Source organism: Bordetella sp. FB-8 (assembly GCF_000382185.1).
Classification (GTDB): Bacteria; Pseudomonadota; Gammaproteobacteria; order Burkholderiales; family Burkholderiaceae_B; genus Bordetella.
Window position 1 is genome coordinate 809,742 of the sequence record NZ_KB907784.1, and the last position, 18,969, is coordinate 828,710.

The 18,969-nt window shown below is 61.5% G+C and carries 10 protein-coding genes and 1 pseudogene; 2 read left to right on the forward strand and 9 right to left on the reverse strand.

The window, feature by feature from the left end:
* Positions 1–77 precede the first annotated feature (77 nt).
* Both H143_RS0103845 and H143_RS0103850 read right to left on the reverse strand, forming a co-directional pair.
* Positions 78–1,826, reverse strand: coding sequence for a ShlB/FhaC/HecB family hemolysin secretion/activation protein (locus tag H143_RS0103845; protein ID WP_019936906.1), 1,749 nt, complete (start codon positions 1,824–1,826; stop codon positions 78–80).
* 23 nt (positions 1,827–1,849) lie between these two features.
* Positions 1,850–2,443 (reverse strand): hypothetical protein, encoded by a 594-nt coding sequence (locus H143_RS0103850; RefSeq protein WP_051094350.1) that lies wholly within the window; start codon positions 2,441–2,443, stop codon positions 1,850–1,852.
* Between the two features lie 459 nt (positions 2,444–2,902).
* Here H143_RS0103850 and H143_RS19905 point away from each other — a divergent pair, with 459 nt between their 5' ends.
* Positions 2,903–4,252 carry an IS4 family transposase gene (locus tag H143_RS19905; protein WP_019936908.1) on the forward strand — a complete coding sequence of 450 codons (1,350 nt, stop codon included), beginning with the start codon at positions 2,903–2,905 and terminating at the stop codon, positions 4,250–4,252.
* Here the strand turns inward: H143_RS19905 and H143_RS0103860 are convergent.
* Both H143_RS0103860 and H143_RS0103865 read right to left on the reverse strand, forming a co-directional pair.
* Entirely contained in the window at positions 4,212–5,462 is a 1,251-nt protein-coding gene (locus H143_RS0103860) for an IS256 family transposase (RefSeq protein WP_019936617.1), read from the reverse strand. The genes H143_RS19905 and H143_RS0103860 overlap by 41 nt on opposite strands.
* 54 nt (positions 5,463–5,516) lie before the next feature.
* Positions 5,517–6,548, reverse strand: a complete 1,032-nt coding sequence (locus tag H143_RS0103865; protein ID WP_019936909.1) for an IS5 family transposase — start codon at positions 6,546–6,548, stop codon at positions 5,517–5,519.
* 2,366 nt (positions 6,549–8,914) lie between these two features.
* On the opposite strand from H143_RS0103865, the gene H143_RS23230 reads away from it, so the two are divergent.
* Complete coding sequence (locus H143_RS23230) at positions 8,915–9,013, forward strand: DUF2958 domain-containing protein (protein ID WP_369751161.1); 99 nt, start codon at positions 8,915–8,917, stop codon at positions 9,011–9,013.
* Between the two features lie 137 nt (positions 9,014–9,150).
* Here H143_RS23230 and H143_RS19910 read toward each other — a convergent pair.
* From H143_RS19910 to H143_RS0103890, 5 genes and pseudogenes are all read right to left on the reverse strand, one after another.
* Positions 9,151–14,442 (reverse strand): annotated as a pseudogene (locus H143_RS19910) (hemagglutinin repeat-containing protein); the annotation flags it as partial.
* A gap of 211 nt (positions 14,443–14,653) precedes the next feature.
* Positions 14,654–15,664, reverse strand: a complete 1,011-nt coding sequence (locus tag H143_RS0103875) for a tripartite tricarboxylate transporter substrate binding protein (protein WP_019936911.1) — start codon at positions 15,662–15,664, stop codon at positions 14,654–14,656.
* 217 nt (positions 15,665–15,881) lie between these two features.
* Entirely contained in the window at positions 15,882–16,622 is a 741-nt protein-coding gene (locus H143_RS0103880) for an amino acid ABC transporter ATP-binding protein (protein WP_019936912.1), read from the reverse strand.
* Between the two features lie 21 nt (positions 16,623–16,643).
* A complete protein-coding gene (locus H143_RS0103885; RefSeq protein WP_019936913.1) occupies positions 16,644–17,744 on the reverse strand; it encodes an amino acid ABC transporter permease in 1,101 nt (366 codons plus the stop codon).
* A 1-nt stretch (position 17,745) separates the two neighbouring features.
* Positions 17,746–18,927 (reverse strand): amino acid ABC transporter permease, encoded by a 1,182-nt coding sequence (locus tag H143_RS0103890; protein ID WP_019936914.1) that lies wholly within the window; start codon positions 18,925–18,927, stop codon positions 17,746–17,748.
* Positions 18,928–18,969 lie beyond the last annotated feature (42 nt).

Consider the following 18,969-nt stretch of genomic DNA (forward strand, 5'->3'; position numbering starts at 1 on the left):
GCAAATAATGGGATTTTCGTATCAACCATATCCCGGATCACATGGCCGCGATCGTCACAAGGGGCAGCCCCGAAGGATCAGAACTGCGCGGTAATCTGGAATCCGACCACGACCGTCGACGCGGGAAAATTCGCCGGTTTATAGACCGGCGTGCCGACGAACAGGTCGTAGTCGAGCGCGCCCAGGCTTGCCTGCACTCGCCCGCGCACGCCGACCACGGCGCCAGCCAACTGCGTGCCCGCCAGATAGGCCGCGGACGGTCCCCACACCTGGCCGTAATCGAGCCCCGCGTAGAGGGTCTGACCGCTTCTGCCCAACGGCATCTGCAGCTCGTTGCGCCAATAAAACCCCTTCTCGGCCGCCAGCATCGTCTCGCCGGTAAAACCGCGCACCGTATAGCGGCTACCCAGCGTCAGATCGTCGATGTAGTTCAGCTCGTCATCCGTGTATTGGCCATGCACGGTCCCGACATACCGCAGCGGCTGCTTGCCGATGCTGAACGGCACCGACAAATTCGCATCCAGCGTCGCCATGTGAAAGCGATAGGTCGGCCCCGACTGCGTATCCGCCATCGCGCCGAACCCGCCTATGCCCTGCCGGTACGCCAGCGTGCCGTCGAACTGCGATGCGCCGAAATAATGCCGGTCGGTCAGCCCCGCCTCGACATAGGTGTTGTCGCGGTACTGCTGCGGGATCTCGGTGTCGTTGATGTAGCTCGCGCCAAAGCGCTTGATGAACTGGAACTCCACGCCGGACACGTCGTCCTGCCCGCGATGCAGCACGCGCTCGATCTTCACGCCCGCCGTCTGCGTGTTGCCGCTGGCCGTGAAAGCCTGGTTGATCCCGGCGATCTGCTGAGAGTAGTTGTTCGTGTAGCCGAACAAGGTGCCGGTCCAGTAGCCCCAGGGCATCGCGTACGACGCGTTCCAGCCTTGCGTGCCTATGCCGCTGCTGAAGGTCAGGTCCTGGTTGTAGCCCAGCGTCAGAACGTCGTTCAGACCCAGCAGATTGTTCAGGCCCAGCGTTGCGCTGCCGATGTAGCGCCCCGTCTCGGGAACGCCGGAATTGTCCGCCGACACGACGAACGACCAGGGCTTGGTTCGCTTGACCGCGATCACCACGTCGCTCTGGCCCGGGATGTCGCCCGGCACGATCTGCATGGTCACGTCCTGGTTCGACACGCGTTTCATCTGCTCCAGCCCCTGCTCCAGGTCGCGTAGCTGCAGCACATCGCCATCGCGCGTGGGAAAGGCGGTTTTCCAGGTGCCGCGCGTGGTCGCGTCGGCAAACCTGATGTGGCGGATGACACCGGGAATCAGGGCGAATTTCAATACACCTGTCGACAGATCCTGCGTCGGCAGCAGCACGCGCGTCGTCACATAACCCCGGCTGAGTATCTCGCCCTGCACGCCCTTGACGAGCAGGTCCAGGCCCTGGCGGCCCACGCACTGCCCCCGGTAATGGTCGAGCCATTCGCGCGCGAAGGCGAAACGATCCAGCGGCAAGGCGGAAGCCCCCGCCGCGCGCATGGCGGCAGGCAAGGCCCGCGGCACCTCGAGCACGAAGGTCTGGATTTTGAAGCAAAGCTTCTCGTTCGGGAGCTCGGGCCAGCCTTGCTTGACGGGTGCGGCCGAACGCGCGGTCGGCGCGGAAACCGTCGCGTTGCGCTGGTTGGCCTCGCGCTGTTGTTCGAGCAGGCGGTTTTGTTCAGCGTTCGCGCGGCCAGCCGCGGCTTGATTGGCAGGAGAGATGGCTTGTTGGGCGGTTGCTGCGAGGGGGATGAGAAATAATGAAATGAGTAAGGGAAAACGTCTTCCGAAGCGCATCTTTATGGGTCTTCAGCAATGCATCACTGTGTTTGAATCGGAACTAGCGAAACCTTGCCATTGGTAGTTTTTATGTTGAAAATAACCACCGAGCATCCATTGCTGTTCAGGTAAGAACCCACTTCGTAGTCGTGGCCGGCCTGGGGTGTAAAACGAACCACATTACTTGCGCAATCACCCTCATGGAAATAAAGCGTCCCGCCCTGCGCAAGCTGCGTAATACTTCCCAATCCAATATACGCATTATTCACCTTCACTGGCTTGCCAGCGGGAATGACGAACTCCCGATAAAACGCCTTGGATAAAATTCCGTTTTGGGCGGACAGATTTTGGGTGTTTGCTGTCGCGGGAATGCCGATACTGTCGTTTTTGGACATGCCCAGCAGGGAACCAAAGGCATCGCCAATACCGCCGCCGACGTTGACTTTTTCAGTTTTGGCATCACTGCCCTGGCCTATTTGCACGGTCATAATGGTCGGCTTTCCATTCTGTCCAAACAATCGAATTCGCGCCGAGGTCTCGGGATTGTAGTGTTGTGTGTCAGCGGGCATTTCCGTAGTGACACAGCCAGCAAGCAGAAAAGAAAAAACGAATACGGAGAAAAATTTTATTTTCATGAATTCTTTCTAAATTATCGAATATTTTTTTGTATATTATTTCAGAGCAAGTTGCTATTTTTAACCTTTATTACTGTACAAGCCTCATTTTTTCAATCTCTCACTGCATGGATATCGCCATGTCTGATATCTAATTTGCATACCAGCAATCACACCAATTACCCCACCTTTACATATCGTCCATGTGTCTTTTTTTTCAGCGCGGTTAAGGAAGGTCTGATCAAAGCGCAGACCGAGCGAATTTGTTCAGGCCGACGCAGCCGATTTTCATAATGCCGAAAGATGACGCGAAAACACGGCGTTATCTGGTATCTACACACCGGATTCATGCCTTTTCCGAGCCATTTGGCGCCTCATGGACGCACCTGTCCCGTCGCCGCCATTAAATGCATTCCATTACACACAACTCGAACTCGTCGCCGTAAGATGCCGGCCTGACAAGGATTCGATGTGACAACCATGAGCTGGGCGGCGAAAGAATTCAAGGATATTGACCTGGGTGATCAGCGCTTGAACAAACGGGCGGTGCGGCTGGCGGAGCGATTGGCGGAGAAGCCTACGGCGAGCATTCCCGGTGCGTGCGGCGGTTGGGCGGAAACGGCGGCGGCCTACCGCTTTCTAGCGCAAGAGGAGTTAGCGTGGAGCGATATCCTTGCGCCGCATTGGCAATGCGCGCGTGAGCGGATGCGCACTGAGCCGGTCGTGTTGTGTATCCAGGACACGACGGAATTGGATTTTAACGGACAAGCGATAAATGGTTTGGGGCCGCTATCGTACGAAGCGCAACGCGGCATGTACCTGCATCCGACCTATGCGGTCACGCCGGCCCGCGAGCCGCTGGGCGTCCTTGATGCATACATGTGGGCACGCACACCCAAAGACGCGGACGGCGAGCGCAGTGACATCAAGGAAAGTACGCGCTGGATTGAAGGCTATGAACGCGTGGCCGAACAGGCGGACGCGCTGCCGCAAACGCGTTTGGTCTACGTGGCTGATCGCGAATCAGACATCATGGCGTTGATGGTCAAGGCTCGGGAACTGGGCCATCCGGCGGACTGGTTGATTCGCGCACAACATAACCGCAGTCTGCCCGATGGCGGCAAATTGTGGGACGAGGTGGTGCGGAGCGAGCCGCTCGGTGAGATTCGCTTCCACTTGCCATCGCGAGCCGGACAGGCAGCACGCGATGTGCGGCAACAGCTGCGGGCGCAATCGGTGGCGTTGCCGGATGGTCAAGGTGGCGTTCTCGCTGCGACCTGTGTCATTGCTCATGAAGTCGGCGCACCCGCCGGCGTTGAACCGGTGCAATGGCGGCTGCTGAGTAATCGGGTGGTCCACGGCCTGGAGGCGGCGGTCGAACTGATTGACTGGTATCGCGCACGCTGGGAAATCGAGATGTTCTTCCACGTGCTGAAGAACGGCTGCCGCGTGGAAGCCTTGCAACTGGCCACGGTCGAGCGGCTGGAGCGGGCGTTGGCGTTGTTTATGGTGGTGGCGTGGCGCATCGCCCGGCTGATGCGACTGGGTCGCACCTGTCCCGAGCTGGAGGCCGAACTTCTGTTTGAGCGCGACGAATGGCGGGCGGCGTACATCCTTCACAAGAAGAAGCCACCGAAGACACCACCTTGTCTCAACGAGGTGATTCGACTCGTCGCCATGCTCGGCGGCTTCCTTGGCCGCAAGGGTGACGGCGAACCCGGCGTGAAAACACTTTGGCAGGGGTTACAGCGGGCCTGTCATAAATTTCGTGTTCAGAGCGGGGGAGTAATCACGCGGCGATCTGAACGAAGCGGTCAGCGAAGAGGATAGCAAACTGGTTCATGGCTTGCTTCCAATCGTGGGCCGACCGGCTCCATTTGGCCGTGATGTTGCGCAAGGCCAGCCAGATGAGTTTGGTGGCGGCCTCATCACTGGGGAAGTGACCGCGGGTCTTGATGATCTTGCGCAGTTGCGCGTTGACGCTCTCGATTGCATTGGTCGTGTAGATCGTCTTTCTGATAGCCGGTGGGAAGGCAAAGAAGGGAATCACCCGATCCCAGGCATTACGCCAGGCTGCGGTGACCGTCGGGAATTTCTGGCCCCATGGACCCGCTTCAAATGCATCCAGCTCGGCGGCGGCCGCCTCGGCGCTGGGCGCGGTGTAGATGGGCCTGATCGCCGCCGCCAGCGCCTTGCGCTCTTTCCAGTTAGCGTAAGCCAGGCTGTTACGGATCAGGTGAACGATGCAGGTCTGCGGGGTGGTTGCCGGGAACACCGCCGCCAGCGCATCGGGCAGCCCCTTCAGGCCGTCAGTGACGGCAATCAGGATATCGTTAACGCCTCGGGTTTTCAGATCGTTGAAGACCTTCATCCAGAACCTGGCACCTTCGGTATTTTCAATCCATAGACCCAGAATGTCCCGGGTGCCGTCGGCCAGAACGCCTAGCGCCAGGTACACCGCTTTGTTGCGCACCACGGCATCTTCACGGATCTTCACGCGCAGAGCGTCGAAGAACACGACCGGATACATCGGTTCGAGCGGCCGGGCCTGCCACGCCGTGACTTCGACCATGACTTCATCGGTGACCGTGCTGATGAAGTCCGGCGAAACTTCCGTGCCGTATTGCTCGAGCAAAAAACCCTGGATTTCTCGCACCGTCATGCCTCGGGCATACATGGCGATAATCTTGTCATCGAACCCGGTAAACCGCCGTTCGTGCTTAGCGATCAGAATAGGATCAAAGCTGCCGTCACGGTCTCGCGGCACCTCGATGCGCAGCGGGCCGTCTTCGGTCAGCACCGTCTTGGCGCCTTTGCCATTGCGCTGGTTAGTCACCGATTCCGGTTTGGCCATGCCAGGCTTGTAGCCCAGGTGGTGACTCATCTCGCCTGACAGCGCCCTTTCAATCAGCGCCTTCTTCAGCGCCATGACTGTGGCGTTGATCTCGGCGGCCGTCTTCGGACCGTCGCCGAGCAGCTCAAGCAATTCGGCAGGTAGGGTCGGCAGTTCTGCCAACGGGGTCTTCGGCTTGCGGGGCATATCCTCTCCTTGGAGACATGTTATGCCCTGAACACGAAATTACTGATAGACCCGTTACAGCGCGTGATGGATTTTGCCTCTGGACTCAAATACGCACGCGAACTTCAGGACGAGTGAGTTGTGTGTAATGGAATGCATTAAATGCCTGCGTGCCATCCACAGATTGGCCAGTGCGAACAGCGTCTTGAGCTGCGCGGTGTTCTTGGCCAGCCCTCGGTAGCGCACTTTCGTGTATCCAAACTGGCGCTTGATCACCCGAAATGGATGCTCAACCTTGGCGCGCAGACTGGCCTTCATGTGTTCGAACTTGACCTGCGCTTGCGCCAAGCCCCGGTTCATCTGCGCGATCTTGCTCGGACGCATCGCGATAAACCACTGCACATCGCGCCCCTGATGCTCGTCTCGCTTATCCACGCCCTGGTAGCCCGCATCGCCCAACACCAGGTCTTCGTCTCCGTGCAGCAAACTCGCGACCTGCGTCACATCCGCCACATTGGCCGCCGTACCCACCACCGCATGCACCAGCCCCGTGTGCAAGTCCACGCCGATGTGCGCCTTCATGCCAAAGAAGTAGTTGTTGCCCTTCTTGGTCTGGCGCATCTCGGGGTCGCGCGCGCCCGCTTCGTTCTTGGTCGAACTGGGTGCATCGATGATCGTCGCATCGACGATCGTGCCCTGGCGCACCGCCAGGCCAAAGTCTTGCAGAAACAGCGTCACCCCTTCGAAGATCCCCTCGGCTATGTCGTGCGCTTCGAGCAGGTGGCGAAAGTTCAAAATCGTTGTCTCATCGGGCACGCGCCCGCCCGGCAGCTTGGCAAACTGACGCATCGACAAACTGTCGTACAGCGCTTCCTCCATCGCCGGGTCGCTCAAGGCAAACCACTGCTGCATAAAGTGAATCCGCAGCATCGTCTCGATCGGATACGGCTGGCGTCCCACCTTGCCCGACTGCGGATAGTGCTTGGCCACCTCGCCTGCCAGGTAGTCCCACGGAATCGTCCTGTCCATCTCGCCCAGAAACTTCTCGCGCCGCGTCTGCTTGCGCTTGCCGACATATTCCGCTTCGCTAAAACTCAGTTGGCTCATGATCTGGCTCGTGGTCGGGGAACTTGTTTGATTTACGGCTGCGCAGGAGAATTATTCAGAGCATCCTTAATTTGGCCGATCAATGGACTCTTTTTGGCCGTACTCCAGTCTGGGCAATTTGACACCGCATCAGGCTGCCCTAGTAGCTGCGGTAGGATTATCAACCGAAGCTAAATTCCAAATTTTGGTGTTGTGAAAAATCCAAGAAATTCAATATTGAGGCAAATATTGCGTATATCCCAGGAATTCATCCATTAGTTGGAGATTAAATTCAATTGACCATGTATCAGCCTCAATCTTAAATCTCCTGTAGTCTTCATAAGACCAAAAATCGGAAGGATTAAAATAGTGCGGCCCAATGCCTAGCTGGACGCTTGTCAAATATGCACCACGATCCTCTCCGACGGAGATTCTCAGGACGTGCTTCCTTTCCAGCAAAAAATGAGAAGCAAGCGATCCTCTATCTTCCGACCAAAGAAAATGCTTAATGCTTCTATTACCAGTTTTTCGGTAATAGTTTCGGACCGTGTTGTCCAACAAATTTCTACCTTCCAAGTCATTTTTTAACTGCATAATAAAGCCCTCTCGCACCCCGCTCAAAAGAGTATTCTTTACTCTGGAGATACTGATATTCCATCTCGGTATATGACTCTGACCTAACCGTTGTCGGATCTACGGTAAACGCAAAGCTCTTATTTTGAGCAATTTGCTGATCGAGGAACGCCTGGTTAATGTTCCACATATTTTTGGCGCCTAGCTGGCTCTTTACCGTTCCCCAATCAGACATTGAAAAATAAGTCGCTCCTTGTTCCTGAGCCACGGCATCATAAGAGTTCGCACTTCCTTCGATGTATGGGCCAAGAATCACTTCCGACGAAGATGCGTTCTGTGTTGAACTGATCGCAGCCTGATTGTATGCCTGCGTTAACAGTTCAGGAGAAGCCCCATCCCGATAGAAATTGTTTATCTGGGTAGCAATGACTTCAGCGTTATTTGTGGTGGCCCCAGTTGTATTACTGACAACGCTACTGGCCGATGATTCCACCGCACTCGGTACAGCACTGGCAACAATTCCCAGCGACCCATACAAAATCTGCGCCGCTTCAGCGCTCATCCCCAGTGATTGCAGTACCTGCGCGCCAAGCGGGGTGGCTGTGTTGCCGTTCGCCGCTTGCATTAGGCCGGTGACCCCGTAATCCGTCAGCGTTGTTGCCGAAGCCAATGTAGCGGCGCACCCAACTCCAGTTGCACAGACTGCATCGCTAGCAACCAATCCCGCGCCCGCCAAAGTCGCTTGTACCAGGCCAATCCCACGATTCGCTACCTGATACCGGCTCAACGCATCTTGTGTCGTATTTGACCAGGAATACGTAAACAGCCCCGGGCCTCCAGACTTCAAAAGCAAGGTCTGTTCGTTGGTCAGCGTGGCTCCCATGTCCTGCATACCTTTCAGGTAGGCATAACTAGGATCACTTTCAGGAACGCTATCCGCGCAATGCACCATGGCACACGCAGCAGCCACCAAAAGTCCCTCTTCCTTCGGGTCTCCCTTCGAAAGATTCTTGATGACCTGCATCTCATTCGCGTGCAGCTCTCGGTTGTTCGTGTCTTCGTTGATCGCCGCTGCGATCCCACCGGCATCGCCCGTCAGTGCTCCAAGTCCCGCCGCGGCAGCTACGCCTACCGCCTCCTTTACTCCTTCTGGCAGGTTGGCAGTCAACGCGTTCAATTGCGGAGCAGCTGCGGCCGCCAACCCTGAGCCCAAAGCACCTTCCACTCCACCGGTAAGCGCACCTATCGCGGTATGGGCTGCCACCCGGTAAGCTCCGCCCTCACGCCATTGCGCCTCCAGCGTATCGGCCTGAGCATTAAGTTCGGCCGCATGTGCAGGATCTTGCTTTGCTTGCTCTCGCAATGCATTCGCTTTTGTCAGCTGTATCTGGGCGTAATCGCCCACCGCCTTGCTCGCCTGCTGCCCAAAGACCGCCGTGATCTGCGCATTAGCCGCTACTTCCTGCTGCAACTGCTGCCCATCCCACGTCTTGGTCAGCCCATCTGACTCACTCGTGGATGTGACATTCCGGTTCAAGCTCGCCACCGTCTGACCCGCCGTCTGCCCCGTCGCTGCTTGCTGCGCAGCAGCGTTGGTGATCGTCACCGCCCCGCCACTGATGCCGCTGCGCGTCGTGCTGCTCTGGCTGCCGCTCTCGCTGCTAAAGCCTGCCGCAGCCCCTTGCGAGCCCGTCTTGAAGCTTTGCAGCGGCAGGGCCTTCTGCCCACCTCCCCCACTCACGCTATACCCACCCGACAAGCTGAACCCGCTCGCCTGGTAGTTGCTATGGTTCGCAATATCGCTCGTGGTCAGCGTGCCGGTCGTCAGGCTGTTCTTGCCCTGGTCTACCGCGGCCTGGCTGCTCGCGATCATCGCCCCTTTCAGATCGGTATTGCCCTGCACCCCAATCTGAAAACCTCCATCGCCCGCCTTGATCCCGGTCTGTCCGTTCACACTCGCGTAGTCGCCGCTGGCGTTGCTGTTCGAGAAGCTCAGGCTGGCCGAGGCGCCATAGCCGACCGTCACCGAGCCCGAGACGTTCATCTGCGCGCTGTCATAGGTGCTCGTGTCCTGCAGACTTTGCAGGTTCAGGTTGCCGCCCACGTCGGCGACCACCTCTTTACCGCCGGCCACCGCGCCCTTGAGCGTCGTATCTCCGCCCGATTTGATCGTCAGCGTGTTGGCCGCCATCACCTGGCTATTGATGTTGCTCACCTGGTCGCTGTTGGTGTGGCCTTTGCCCAGGCTGCCGCTGGCCGTCACCCCGATGGCCGGTCCGTTGCTGCCCATGGTCACCGCCACGCCCACCGCCGCGCTCGAACTGAAGTTCTGGCTGCGTGCGCTGCTCGTGTCCTGGCTTGCAAGAAGATTGACCTGGTTGTCCGCCTGCAGCAGCGCATTGCCACCCGCGTTCACATCGCTACCGCGGACCGTCACGTTGCTCTCTTGGCCTGCGCCCGTGGCTACGATGCTGACGTTGCCCCGTGCCGCGACGTTCGAACCGACGCCGGTGTTGCTCGCCTGCGTGCTGATCTGGTCGCTATGGCTGTGGCCCACCGTGAGCGCGATGCTGAACTGCCCGCCCCCACCGCTTGCCCCACCGGAGCCGCCCGAACCCGACGGGCTGTTGAACGAGTTCGCGGTGTTGTACAGGGTCAAGGCCGAGGCGCCCGCCGCCAGCGCCTTGGCCCGGGTATCGCTCGTCTGGCTGGCTGCCTGCGCCATCTGCGAGACCGTCTGCAGCGCTGAAATGACCGGGCTGGACAACGCCAAGGTCAGCCCGGTCTGCTCGAACTTGGTCTCCTGGCTGCCCACCGAACTCTGGCGGGCCTCGACGATATCGACCTCTTTGCCCTGGATCGCGATGTCGCCTGTTGACGCTGTCACGTTGCTGCCGACCTGGCGGTACTGATTGCCCGAGGTGATATCGACGTTGCCGTTGACCGACCCGACTGTGGAGGCCAGCGCCGTCGTGCCCGCGCTGTGATCGTCCTCGCTTTGCTTGCGCGTTCCGATCGTAAAGCCCACGCCGCCCGAGTTCATGAGGCCGCTAGCGTTGTCCTCGGCGTAACTGGTCTGGTCCCAGGTGTTGGTGGCGGCTTCGATGCCGACGTTGCCTTGCGCGGCCAGCGCCACATTGTTTGTGGCCCCGACCGTGGATCCGGTAATGGACAGATCGCCGCCCGCGTTGGCGCCCAGCGTATTGCCGAACACCGTGGAGCCCACCGCCAGCGACTGTTTCGAGGTGGTCGCTGTCGTTATCTGTTCCTGCGACAGGAAGCCGGATTCGCTCGTGTGCGACCAGTGCTGCGCATCGTGCTCCTCGGCCACCGTGCCCACTGCGATATCGCCCGTGGAGTGCAAATTCACCGCGCCTCCGGCGGTCCCACCAGCGCCGCCGGTCGTCACCGTCGAACCCAGGATGGATAGATTGCCCGTGCCGCCTTGCCCGGCCGCCAGCGTCACGTTGCCACCGGCGTTGATGGCGCTGCCCTGAACCGTCTCGTCGTAGGTCGAGTCCTTGCGATGAAAGAGGCTGCCCCCCATCGACTGGCCGTTGTACGTGGACGTGTCCTTGGCGGCCGTCACGGTCAGGTCGCCGCCCGCCTGCAGCGATGCGTCGCCATGCGCCTGCACGGCGGCATCGGCCAGGGTGGTATCGCCGCCGGACACGGTCGTGAGATTGCCGCCGGCCGCAATCGTGCTGCCTACGTTGGTCGTGGTTTGGGTGTGACCGCCGTTCAGGCCGTCCGTCGTGCCCGCGTCTTGCGTCGCAGTCAGTGCCAGTGTGCTGGCGTTCAGGTTCCGGCCCGCGGTAATGGATGCATCCGCGCCCGATTGAACCGCCGCGCCGTCCAGATTGACGTCGCGACCCGCCGCCAGTGTCACGTTGTGCGTTGCCGAGATCAGGCCGACCGACTGAGTCGCCATGCCGGTCGCGTTGGAATAGACCTTGCCGTTGCCGGTATCGACACCGGCTTGCATGACCGTGCTCTGGTTGACAATGTCATTGCCCGCCGTGACCTGCGTGTCGGTCCCGCCGATGGTTCCGCCCAGGTTGACCACGTTTTGCGCTGCGGCCACCGTGGTCGTGCCGCCGGTGCCGATCGTGCCCTGGTTGAGCACATTGTTTGCGGCTACGGTCGTGGCCGTGCTGCCCGCTACCGTGCCGCTATTGACGAGGTCGCCGGTGGCGCTCAGATTGACCGTGTTGCCCGCCACGAGCGCGCCGCTGGCCTTGAGGTTGACCGTGTCCGATTGCGCCAGGTACAGCTTGGGCACCAGCACCGTCTGCTGCGTGCCGTCCGGCAGCGTCACGGTCTGGTTGACCAGCCAGACCATATTGCTCGTGAGCTTGAACATCTGCGCGGCCGTCAGGCCCACGCCCACGGTCAGGCCGAACTGCCGGGCAACCTGCGCGCCGCTTTGCATCAGCGCCGTGTATTCATCCAGATTGTCGGTGTAAGAACCCAGGAAGGTCTTGCCGGTGAGCTGCGTCACCTGGCTCATCACCAGTTGTTCTTCGTACGCCCCGTCGCCCAGGCGCTTGGGCATGATCTGGGGATTGACGCCCAGTTGCCCCAACAGATAGTCGCTGCTGATGAATTTCGTGTAGCTGGTAAAGCGCGGATCGGTTTCGATCAGCGGGCCCGAGTCCGGCGCGGCGTGATAGCTATAGAGCGCGTTGCTCGGCAGCGTCAGGCCGGGAATGGCGCCGGCCAGCGTCTGTACGGCCCCGGTGCCCGGCTGCGCGGACGTGCTGGTCGAGCCGATGTGGATGGCTCCCGCGTTGACCTGGACCGACTGGTTGGACGTCGCCACCGCGGGCAGCGAATCGACCACGGTGTTCGATAGTGGAACCGTTGCGTCGGCAACGGAACGCCAGTCCTCGTCGTCGCTGGTCTTGGCGTGCCAGTAGAAGGTCGACGTATCCGTTTCGGTGCGTGTCTGGTGCAGCACGGTGCCCAGGTCGTTGACCGAGCCGCCGACCGCGCGCCGAAGCAGATTGCCGCCGGCCGCCATGGTCGATGAATCGTTGTTGATGGCTCCGCCGTCGGCGTTGACGCTGAGCGCGCCCTGCGCCTGGATCAGCGCCGCAGTGCCTGCGTTCAGGACGCGCTCTGTCGTGGTAGTGATGCTCGGCGTGCGGTTGATCTCTACATAATCGTGCCCGTCCGAACCCAGATCCGAACGCCCGCGGACCTGGTCCGGTTCGATGTTCACCGTCGGGTTGTAGTCCGGCCAGAACGCGATCGTCACCGTACCGTTGCCGTTGTTCGTCAGACCCTGGTAGTACTGCGTCGAGCTTTGCGTAATGGGGCGGGTCGTCACGACCGGTGGCGGGGTATTGCCAGCATCCCCCATGGGCGTGAAAGTATGCGTGGTCTGATCTGTCAGCGGCGAGGTGAGCGAGAACGTCCGGTTCGCTGTATTGATGTTCGTGACTTGTGAGGCGGGCAGCGTCAGCGTGATCGGCGTGGATAGGCGGGAGGCGGCATCGATACCGATGGCGCCCGCGCTAAAGCGCCACTGGGGATAAAAATCGCTCTGGTAATACCCGAGCTGCCCCCAGTTCAAATCCGCTGTCCACAGCGACAGCGTCGACCCGGTCGTCGTCATCGGCGTACCCGGATCGATCTGCACACCCGTGCGCTGGTTGTTCAGCGTGTGCGCGGCGATGTCCAGATTGCCTGCCGCTTCGATAGTGGCCGCGCTATTGGTGATCGTGCCGGTCTGGTCGGCCAAGAGTCCCGAGGCATCGCGCGCGGAATCCCGTGCCAGCTCGATGTTGCCGCCGCTATAGATCGTCGCGCCGTCGGCGTTGGTGAGCGTATTGGCCGCATAGACGCCCACCGAGGAGATGCCGGCGATCAGCGCGGCCGCACCGGTGTTGTTCACATTGGCCGCGGTCAGGGTGGCCGTGTTGCCGATCATCGAGCCGGTATTGTCAATGTCGCCCGAGGTGGTCACGCCCAGATGCTGGGCGGCGCTGATCGTGCCGGCATTGCTCAGATGGCTGGCCGCTATGGTCACCTCGCCATTGCCGCCGATCGTTCCTCCTTGGCCGTTATTGAGAAGCCCGCCGGTCGTAAGCTTCAGGCCCTCGGTGTTCAAGGACGTGATGTGACCGGCCGTATTGTCCAGGCTGGCACTGGTCGACGCGAGGGCGCCCGCCGATTGAATGGTGCCGCCCGTATTGGTCAGCGCGCCGGTGACCTGGGCCGAGAAGGTCGCTTGCGAGACCATCTGCCCGCCTTGGTTGGAGAGAGACCCGGCGATGACCGTTTGCACGCCGGTCGAAGAAAGAGACCCATGGTCGTTGATGAGCGCGCCTTGGGCAGAGGCACTGAGACTGCCGCCCGCAACTGTCTTTGCGGCTGCGAGATTCAGATCTCCCGATGAGGCGGAAAGGGCGAGATTGCTATTGGCGGAAGTTTGGCTGCCCGCCAGATTGACCTGCGCCCCGGAGAGCGAGGCGTTGCCACCGGCCACATTCTGGCCGGTGGCCGCGAGCGTGCCGATAGCGGCCACCGTCAGATCGCCCGAGGGCGCGAGCGACCCATCGCGGTTGACCCCCGCGCCCAGGGTGCCCGTTGAGACAGCGCTGTCAACAGTGGCCGAAAGATTATGCCGGGCGGCCAGTGTCCCGCTATTGGTCAGGTCCCCGGCGGTCGTGGCAACCAGGTCGTGCTGGGCGTAGGTCGCCCCCGTATTGGTGATGCCGTCGTGGGCCGAGAGGGCAATGTTGCCGGTGGCAACCATCTGGCCGGACTGCACCAGCCGACCCGAGGCGGTCAGCGTCAGGTCGCCAGCCTGCGCGACCAAGGCGCCGGCATTGCTCACGCCCACGCCGTTCTCGGTGCCGACCAGCGTGATGCGATTGGCGTACATGCCGCCCAGCTGTTTGACGTCGATGGCCACGGTCGGCGCAGCGCCCGTGCCAGTAATAGAGGTTGCCTTCTGGCTCGGGTAGTCGACCTGGTTCGCGCCCGCGACCACGCTCACGGCCTTGCCGTGGATCGCCGCATTGACCTGGACGGCGCGCGAGATGAGATCGGCCTCGTCCATGTTCGAGGCGTCCAGTCCGCCGCCCTGAACCGTGATGTTCCCGCCCGTGACGTTCAGGCCCGTCAGGTTGCCGTTTGCGTCCAGGACAGGCGTCCCTGTCGTCAGCACGCCGCGCGCAGTGTTGATGAAACCGCCGCCGTCCACCACGATCCCCGAGCTGTTGGAGACCACGACATCGGCCTTCGGGCCCGCGACCTCGACGGATTGGTCACGGAACTTCTTACGCGCAAGGTTGCTTTTATGGACTCGCTTCAGTGCTGCCCGGGCAGGCACGGCCGAAGATTTTTAACTCTCTGGATTTTAGGAGGCCAAAACGGCGCTTGCCGGCGTCAATGGCTTCGCCTTGCCTTGTTTGACGTTTGAATATTCAAAAACCGCAAATTCGTCGCGGGTTCCATGCCGGCAGACGAAAGTGCGCCCACATGAAAAAAGCGGCTTTCCCCTCGCGGGGAAAGCCGCCCTCATGCGCGCCGTGTGTCGATGATCAGTTCACGTGCGCGCCCGAGACCTTCACGATCTGCTTGTACTTGGCTTTTTCACGCTTGACGAACTCGGTGAACTGGGCCACCGACATGGGCTGGATGTCCGAACCCATCGACAGCAGCAGCTTGCGCACGTCGGGCTGGCGCAGCGCGTCCGAATAGGCCTTGTTCAGCTTTTCCACGATCGCGGGCGGCGTGCCGCCGGTGGCGATGATGCCGAACCAGGTGCCCAGGTCGAAGTCCTTCACGCCCGCCTGCTCCATGGTGGGCAGATCGGGCAGCAGCGACGAGCGCGCGGCCGTGGTCACGGCCAGGGCCAGCACCTTGCCGTCCTTGATCAGCCCCGCCGAGGACGCCAGGTTGTCGAACATGAAATCGGACTGGCCCGAAAGCAGCGCCAATTGCGCCGGCGCCGCGCCCTGGTAGGGGATGTGCTCGGTCTTGATGCCCGCGCGCAGATTGAACAGCGCCCCCGCCAGATGGCCCGCGCTACCGTTGCCGCCCGACCCGAAGTTGAGCTTGCCCGGATGCGCCTTGGCGTAGGCGATCAGGTCATGCACGGTCTTGATGTGGTTCTTCTGTGCGAAGGCCAGATTGACCTCCAGCACATTGGGCACCGAGGCCACAATAGTGACGGGTGCGAAATCCTTGTCGGGATTGAAAGGCAGCTTGCTGTACAGCCAGGGATTGATGGCATTGATGGCCACCGCCCCCATGCCCAGCGTGTAGCCGTCCGGCGGCGCCTTGGCGATCAGGTCGGCGCCGATGTCGCCACCCGCGCCGGCGCGGTTCTCGACCACGACGGGCTGCCCCAGCTCGGCCTGCACCTTCTGGGCCAGCAGGCGCGAGGTGGTGTCCAGCGGGCCGCCAGGCGGATAAGGCACGATGAAACGCAGCGGCTTGTCCGGATAGGCGCCGGCCGCCTGAGCGGCCAGGGGCGCCATGGACAGACCCGCGGCCAGCGCCAGCGCGCCGCCCACGGCAATGCGGCGGGATAGGGAAAAGCGTGACATACGGTGTCTCCTTATTGTCGGCAAATCGCCCAAGCATACTCCAGGCAAGTCATCGGCTTGCTTGCAAGGTTTCCCGTATGGATCGATGCGCAGCTCCACCTCGCAAGACGCTCGAGCACCAAACCCAGCGCTGGACGAATGGGCGCCGCTCGCGGCGGCCGACGACGACACGCTCAGACCCTGACAGTCGGTCGCCTCGCGCCGGCGGCTCAAGAACTCAATGCAGAATCTGGCTCAAGAACAGCCGGGTCCGCTCGTTCTGCGGATGATCGAAAAACGTATCCGGCTTGTTTTCTTCGATGATCTCGCCCCGATCCATGAAGATCACCCGGTCGGCCACCTTGCGCGCAAACCCCATCTCGTGCGTGACGCACAGCATGGTCATCCCGGACTCCTGTGCCAGGCCCACCATCACGTCCAGCACCTCCTTGACCATTTCCGGATCGAGCGCCGAGGTCGGCTCGTCGAACAGCATGATCTTGGGATTCATGCACAGCGAACGCGCGATCGCCACGCGCTGCTGCTGGCCACCCGACAACTGGCCGGGATACTTGTCGGCCTGGTCGGTGATGCGCACGCGCTCCAGGTACTGCATGGCCGTGTCCCGCGCCTGAGCCAGCGGCTGCTTGAGCACCCAGGTCGGCCCCAGCGTCAGGTTCTCCAGCACTGTCAGGTGAGGGAAAAGATTGAAGTGCTGGAAAACCATGCCGACATCGCGGCGTATCGCCTCGACCTGGCGCAGATCCCGGGTCAGCTCGATGCCCTCGACAACGATACTGCCCTGCTGATGCTCTTCCAGCCGGTTGATGCAGCGGATCAGCGTGGACTTGCCCGAACCGGACGGGCCGCAGATCACGATGCGCTCGCCCTGCCCGACTTCGAGGTTGATATTGCGCAGCACGTGGAACTGCCCGAACCACTTGTTGACGTCGCGCATGCGGATGATGGCGTCTGCCATGCGGTTTGACTCCTGGAATGCCTATCGCGAATAACCGGTGCCGAGCCGCTTTTCCAGCGCCCGGCCGTATTGGGACATCGCAAAGCAGAACGCGAAATAAATCAGCCCGACGAACACATAACCCTCGGCGCTGAAGCCGCGCCAGGCGATGTCCGCCATGGCGGTCTTGACCGTGAGCATCAGGTCGAACGTGCCGATGATGATGACCAGCGAAGTGTCCTTGAAAAGCCCGATGAAGGTGCTGACGATGGGTGGGACCACCAGCCGCAACGCCTGCGGCAGGATGATCTTGCGCATCGTCTGCCAGTAGGACAGCCCGATCGATTGCGCGCCTTCGTACTGCCCCTTGGGAATGGCCTGCAGGCCGCCGCGCACGATCTCGGCGATATAGGCGGCGGTGAACAGGATGATGGCGATCTGAGCACGCAGCAGCTTGTCGATGTCCAAGCCCTCGGGAAAGAACAGGGGCAGCATCACCGAAGCCATGAAGAGCAGGCTGATGAGCGGCACGCCGCGGATCAGCTCGATGTAGACCACGCACAAGGCCCGGATGGCCGGCAGGTTCGAACGCCGCCCCAGGGCCAGGACGATACCCAGCGGAAAGGCCGCGGCGATGCCGAACACCGCCAGCATCAGCGTGACCGGCAGACCGCCCCAGAGCGTATCCTCGACGTAGCCCAGCCCCAGCATGCCGCCCCACATCAACACGCCCGAGACCGCCAGGCCCGCGACCCAGACGAACACGAGCCTGATGTTCCAGAAGCGGCGCATGCCGCTTGCGGCCACCGTGGCGATCATGAGGCACGTGGCCAGCAGCGGGCGCCACTGCTGCGCGTAGGGATAGGTGCCGAACAGGATGAAGCGGTACTTGTCGGCGATGAAGCTCCAGCACGCGCCGGCGGGATCGGCGCGGCAGGCCTCGGACGTGCCGTGCCAGTGCGCTTTGATGAACAGCCACTCGGCCAGCGGTGGCACCGCCATCAGCAGCAGCCAGGCCGCCAGCACGGTCAGCAGTGTATTGAGCGGCGAGGAAAAGAGGCGCTCGCGCAGCCAGCGCCACGCGCCGGACCGGCCGGCCGCAGGCGGCAGGCCTTCCTCGGGGATGGGACCGGGGGCGCCCACGTCAGCGCTCCACCAGCGCGACGCGCCGGTTGTACCAGTTCATGAAGAAAGAAATCGTCAGACTCACGGTGAGGTAGGCCGCCATGATGAGCAGCACGCCTTCGATCGCCTGGCCCGTCTGGTTGATGGTGGTGTCCAGGATCGACACGATATCGGGATAGCCGATGGCCACGGCCAGCGAGCTGTTCTTGGCCAGGTTGAGATACTGGCTGGTCATGGGCGGCACGATCACGCGCAGCGCCTGCGGCAGCACGACCAGACGCAGCACCAGAGCGCGGCGCAGGCCCAGCGAGCCGGCCGCTTCCCACTGGCCGACGTCGACCGCCTGGATGCCCGATCGCACCACCTCCGCGGTAAAGGCCGTGGTGTAGACCACCAGGCCAAGCAGCAGCGCCGCCAGCTCCGGACTCAGCGTCCAGCCTCCGGCGAAGTTGAACCCCCTGAGCACGGGCGTCTGAAGCACGAGATGGCGGCCGCTGACCAGCCAGCCGAAAAAAGGCAGCGTGACGATCAGCGCCAGCGCCCAACGGCCCAGCGCGAAGGGCCGCCCCGTGGCCTGCTGGCGCCGCCTGCCCCAGTAGTGCAGGGCCGCGATGCCGGCAAGCGCCAGGACCAGACCGAGCAGCATCCATCCGGCCGACTCGCCATGCAGCGCCGGAACCTTCAGGCCGCGGTTGGAGAGAAACACGCCCGGCAGCGGCCGATGAGCCTGCCGCGGACCCGGCATGCCCTCGGTGATGATCGAATACCAAAAGAACAGTTGCAGCAGCAGCGGCACATTGCGCACGGCCTCGACATACAACATGGCCAGCTTGGCGATCAGCCAGTTCCTGGACAGCCGACCGATGCCCACGAGCGTGCCCAGCAGCGTGGAAAAGACCACGCCCAGCACCGAGACCAGCAGCGTGTTGAGTATGCCGATCCAGATGGCCCGGCCGTAAGTGCTGGCCGGCGTGTAGGCCACCAGCGTCTGGCCGATGTCGAAGCCGGCCTCGCGATGCAGGAAGGCGAAACCGGTGGTGATGTGGCGGGAACTGAGGTTGTGCAGCAGGTTGGAGATCAGGAACCAGATCGCCAGGGCGACGATCCCGACCGCCAGGACCTGGTAGATCGCCGAACGTACGCCGGGATCGTGCCAGCCTAGCCGACGCGCGGGGGGCGTGCGAGGGGGAGATGAACTCATGTCGAGCCGATGCGCGGGGCGCGGCGCGATGCGCAGGCACCG